3 rRNA genes are annotated in these 5,477 nt (G+C 56.3%); all 3 read left to right on the top strand.

The annotated features are described in order from the left end of the window. Nucleotides 1-148 precede the first annotated feature (148 nt). The 3 genes from A5648_RS10420 to rrf all read left to right on the top strand — a co-directional run bounded on the left by A5648_RS10420 (nucleotide 149) and on the right by rrf (nucleotide 5,426). A 16S ribosomal RNA gene (locus A5648_RS10420) occupies nucleotides 149-1,682 on the top strand. Between the two features lie 360 nt (nucleotides 1,683-2,042). Further along, nucleotides 2,043-5,165: ribosomal RNA gene (locus tag A5648_RS10425) — 23S ribosomal RNA — on the top strand. A gap of 148 nt (nucleotides 5,166-5,313) precedes the next feature. After that, nucleotides 5,314-5,426: ribosomal RNA gene (gene rrf, locus A5648_RS10430) — 5S ribosomal RNA — on the top strand. The 16S, 23S and 5S rRNA genes sit together here, the layout of an rRNA operon. The last annotated feature ends 51 nt before the right edge of the window (nucleotides 5,427-5,477 follow it).

The raw sequence follows: 5,477 nt of genomic DNA on the forward strand, positions 1-5,477 counted from the left end.
GGGCGTGTTGTTTGAGAACTCAATAGTGTGTTTGGTGGTTTTTGTTTGTTGTTGTTTTGCCACATCCTTGGCGCCCCGTGTTGGGGGTGTGGTTGTTTTTTGTCGGTTTTTCGGAACTGATGTTTTCAGGATTTTTCTGAACGTTTTTTGTTTGGAGAGTTTGATCCTGGCTCAGGACGAACGCTGGCGGCGTGCTTAACACATGCAAGTCGAACGGAAAGGCCCTTTCGGGGGTACTCGAGTGGCGAACGGGTGAGTAACACGTGGGTGATCTGCCCTGCACTCTGGGATAAGCTTGGGAAACTGGGTCTAATACCGGATAGGACCATGGGATGCATGTTCTGTGGTGGAAAGCTTTTGCGGTGTGGGATGGGCCCGCGGCCTATCAGCTTGTTGGTGGGGTGATGGCCTACCAAGGCGACGACGGGTAGCCGGCCTGAGAGGGTGTCCGGCCACACTGGGACTGAGATACGGCCCAGACTCCTACGGGAGGCAGCAGTGGGGAATATTGCACAATGGGCGCAAGCCTGATGCAGCGACGCCGCGTGGGGGATGACGGCCTTCGGGTTGTAAACCTCTTTCAGTATCGGCGAAGCTCCGTGGTTTTCTGCGGGGTGACGGTAGGTACAGAAGAAGCACCGGCCAACTACGTGCCAGCAGCCGCGGTAATACGTAGGGTGCGAGCGTTGTCCGGAATTACTGGGCGTAAAGAGCTCGTAGGTGGTTTGTCGCGTTGTCCGTGAAAACTCACAGCTCAACTGTGGGCGTGCGGGCGATACGGGCAGACTGGAGTACTGTAGGGGAGACTGGAATTCCTGGTGTAGCGGTGGAATGCGCAGATATCAGGAGGAACACCGGTGGCGAAGGCGGGTCTCTGGGCAGTAACTGACGCTGAGGAGCGAAAGCGTGGGGAGCGAACAGGATTAGATACCCTGGTAGTCCACGCCGTAAACGGTGGGTACTAGGTGTGGGTTTCCTTCCTTTAGGGATCCGTGCCGTAGCTAACGCATTAAGTACCCCGCCTGGGGAGTACGGCCGCAAGGCTAAAACTCAAAGGAATTGACGGGGGCCCGCACAAGCGGCGGAGCATGTGGATTAATTCGATGCAACGCGAAGAACCTTACCTGGGTTTGACATGCACAGGACGCCGGTAGAGATATCGGTTCCCTTGTGGCCTGTGTGCAGGTGGTGCATGGCTGTCGTCAGCTCGTGTCGTGAGATGTTGGGTTAAGTCCCGCAACGAGCGCAACCCTTGTCTCATGTTGCCAGCACGTTATGGTGGGGACTCGTGAGAGACTGCCGGGGTCAACTCGGAGGAAGGTGGGGATGACGTCAAGTCATCATGCCCCTTATGTCCAGGGCTTCACACATGCTACAATGGCCGGTACAAAGGGCTGCGATCCCGTGAGGGTTAGCGAATCCTTTAAAGCCGGTCTCAGTTCGGATTGGGGTCTGCAACTCGACCCCATGAAGTCGGAGTCGCTAGTAATCGCAGATCAGCAACGCTGCGGTGAATACGTTCCCGGGCCTTGTACACACCGCCCGTCACGTCATGAAAGTCGGTAACACCCGAAGCCGGTGGCCTAACCCTTGGGAGGGAGCCGTCGAAGGTGGGATCGGCGATTGGGACGAAGTCGTAACAAGGTAGCCGTACCGGAAGGTGCGGCTGGATCACCTCCTTTCTAAGGAGCACCATGATTCCCCCGTACCTCACATGGGTGAGGGTGTTGCGGTTGGGAGATTTTTCGCCGGCGCCTGTAGTGGGTGGCCGGTGGTGCAGATAATTTACGAACAGCAACAACGTTGATCACCAACCGCCAGGAGTCCGTGGGGCTTCTGGTGGCCGGTTTTGGCCGGGCACACTGTTGGGTCCTGAGGCAACAGGCCCGTTGTTTGCCCCCTGTGGGGGGTGGGTGTGTTGTCGCCTCACACTTGGTGGTGGGGTGTGGTGTTTGTTTTGTGGATAGTGGTTGCGAGCATCTAACGAGCAAGGCTCTTGTGGTCTTGTTTGTTTTGCAATTTTTGTTTCTTGGTTTTTGTGTTTGTAAGTGTTTAAGGGCGCATGGTGGATGCCTTGGCATCGAGAGCCGATGAAGGACGTGGGAGGCTGCGATATGCCTCGGGGAGCTGTCAACCGAGCGTGGATCCGAGGATGTCCGAATGGGGAAACCCGGCACGAGTGATGTCGTGTCACCCTCCGGTGAATGTATAGCCGGTGGGGAGGTAACGCGGGGAAGTGAAACATCTCAGTACCCGTAGGAGAAGAAAACAAAATGTGATTCCGTGAGTAGTGGCGAGCGAAAGCGGAGGATGGCTAAACCGTATGTATGTGATACCGGGTAGGGGTTGTGCATGCGGGGTTGTGGGAGTGTTGTGTCCGGCTCTACCTGGCTGGAGGGCAGTGAGAAAGTGTTGTGGTTAGCGGAAGTGGCCTGGGATGGTCTGCCGTAGACGGTGAGAGCCCGGTACGTGAAAATCCGACACCTGCCTTGCGATGATTTCCCAAGTAGCAGCGAGCCCGTGGAATTCGCTGTGAATCTGCCGGGACCACCCGGTAAGCCTGAATACTTCTCGATGACCGATAGCGGACGAGTACCGTGAGGGAATGGTGAAAAGTACCCCGGGAGGGGAGTGAAATAGTACCTGAAACCATGTGCCTACAATCCGTCAGAGCCCTCTCTTTGAGTGGGGTGATGGCGTGCCTTTTGAAGAATGAGCCTGCGAGTCACCGGCACGTCGCGAGGTTAACCCGGGTGGGGTAGCCGCAGCGAAAGCGAGTCTGAATAGGGCGTATCCGCACAACAGTGTGTGGTGTAGTGGCGTGTTGTGGACCCGAAGCGGAGTGATCTACCCATGGCCAGGGTGAAGCGCGGGTAAGACCGCGTGGAGGCCCGAACCCACTTAGGTTGAAGACTGAGGGGATGAGTTGTGGGTAGGGGTGAAAGGCCAATCAAACTCCGTGATAGCTGGTTCTCCCCGAAATGCATTTAGGTGCAGCGTTGCGTGTTTCTCACCGGAGGTAGAGCTACTGGATGGCCGATGGGCCCTACTAGGTTACTGACGTCAGCCAAACTCCGAATGCCGGTGAGTGTAAGCGTGGCAGTGAGACGGCGGGGGATAAGCTCCGTGCGTCGAGAGGGAAACAGCCCAGATCGCCGGCTAAGGCCCCCAAGCGTGTGCTAAGTGGAAAAGGATGTGCAGTCGCGAAGACAACCAGGAGGTTGGCTTAGAAGCAGCCACCCTTGAAAGAGTGCGTAATAGCTCACTGGTCAAGTGATTGTGCGCCGATAATGTAGCGGGGCTCAAGCACACCGCCGAAGCCGCGGCAATACGTATGTATTGGGTAGGGGAGCGTCCTGCATCCGGTGAAGCCACAGAGTGATCTAGTGGTGGAGGGTGTGGGAGCGAGAATGCAGGCATGAGTAGCGATGAGGCAAGTGAGAACCTTGCCCGCCGAAAGACCAAGGGTTCCTGGGCCAGGCCAGTCCTCCCAGGGTGAGTCGGGACCTAAGGCGAGGCCGACAGGCGTAGTCGATGGACAACGGGTTGATATTCCCGTACCCGTGTGTGGGCGTCCCTGATGAATCAGCGGTACTAACCACCCAAATGGCAGAGGATCTGATCCCTTCGGGGTGAGGACTTCTGCCGGCTGCGTGGGACCTTCGTTGGTAGTAGTCAAGCGATGGGGTGACGCAGGAAGGTAGCCGTACCAGTCAGTGGTAATACTGGGGTAAGCCGGTAGGAAGTCAGATAGGCAAATCCGTCTGGCATATATTCCGAGAGGTGATGCATAGCCATGTGTGGCGAATTCGGTGATCCTATGCTGTCGAGAAAAGCCTCTAGCGAGCACGCACACGGCCCGTACCCCAAACCAACACAGGTGGTCAGGTAGAGAATACCAAGGCGTACGAGTGAACTATGGTTAAGGAACTCGGCAAAATACCCCCGTAACTTCGGGAGAAGGGGGACCCTCATACCGTCATGGCCCTTGCGGCCGGCAGCGGGAGGGGGTCGCAGAAACCAGTGAGAAGCGACTGTTTACTAAAAACACAGGTCCGTGCGAAGTCGCAAGACGATGTATACGGACTGACGCCTGCCCGGTGCTGGAAGGTTAAGAGGACCGGTTAACCCTTCGGGGTGAAGCTGAGAATTTAAGCCCCAGTAAACGGCGGTGGTAACTATAACCATCCTAAGGTAGCGAAATTCCTTGTCGGGTAAGTTCCGACCTGCACGAATGGCGTAACGACTTCTCAACTGTCTCAACCATAGACTCGGCGAAATTGCATTACGAGTAAAGATGCTCGTTACGCGCGGCAGGACGAAAAGACCCCGGGACCTTCACTATAGCTTGGTATTGATGTTCGATGCGGTTTGTGTAGGATAGGTGGGAGACTGTGAAACCCGCACGCCAGTGTGGGTGGAGTCGTTGTTGAAATACCACTCTGATCGTATTGGACCTCTAACTTCGAACCATGAAGCTGGTTCAGGGACAGTGCCTGGTGGGTAGTTTAACTGGGGCGGTTGCCTCCTAAAATGTAACGGAGGCGCCCAAAGGTTCCCTCAACCTGGACGGCAATCAGGTGTTGAGTGTAAGTGCACAAGGGAGCTTGACTGTAAGACTGACACGTCAAACAGGGACGAAAGTCGGGACTAGTGATCCGGCACCCCCGAGTGGAAGGGGTGTCGCTCAACGGATAAAAGGTACCCCGGGGATAACAGGCTGATCTTCCCCAAGAGTCCATATCGACGGGATGGTTTGGCACCTCGATGTCGGCTCGTCGCATCCTGGGGCTGGAGCAGGTCCCAAGGGTTGGGCTGTTCGCCCATTAAAGCGGCACGCGAGCTGGGTTTAGAACGTCGTGAGACAGTTCGGTCTCTATCCGCCGCGCGCGTCAGAATCTTGAGGAAACCTGTCCCTAGTACGAGAGGACCGGGACGGACGAACCTCTGGTATACCAGTTGTTCCACCAGGAGCACGGCTGGATGGCCACGTTCGGACAGGATAACCGCTGAAAGCATCTAAGCGGGAAACCCACTCCAAGACCAGGATTCTCACCCTTTTAGAGGGATAAGGCCCCCCGCAGACCACGGGATCGATAGACCAGACCTGGAAGCACCGCAAGGTGTGCAGGGAACTGGCACTAACCGGCCGAAAACTTACCAACACACACGAAACAATTGTGTTGCCCGCAACCACACCACAAAACACTAGAAACCCACACCCCACCACCAAACACACACACTTTGGTGACCCGGTGGACCACCCGCCCCCCAAAAAAGGGGCCGGCCCACCACCACAAAAATAAATAGAGTTACGGCGGACATAGCGACAGGGAAACGCCCGGTCCCATCCCGAACCCGGAAGCTAAGCCTGTCAGCGCCGATGATACTGCCCACACGGGTGGAAAAGTAGGACACCGCCGAACACAACATAGTGAAACGCCCCCCGAGAAATCGGGGGGCGTTTCCAATTCCCC

This window comes from Mycolicibacter sinensis (genome assembly GCF_001673565.1).
Taxonomy (GTDB): Bacteria; Actinomycetota; Actinomycetes; order Mycobacteriales; family Mycobacteriaceae; genus Mycobacterium; species Mycobacterium sinense_C.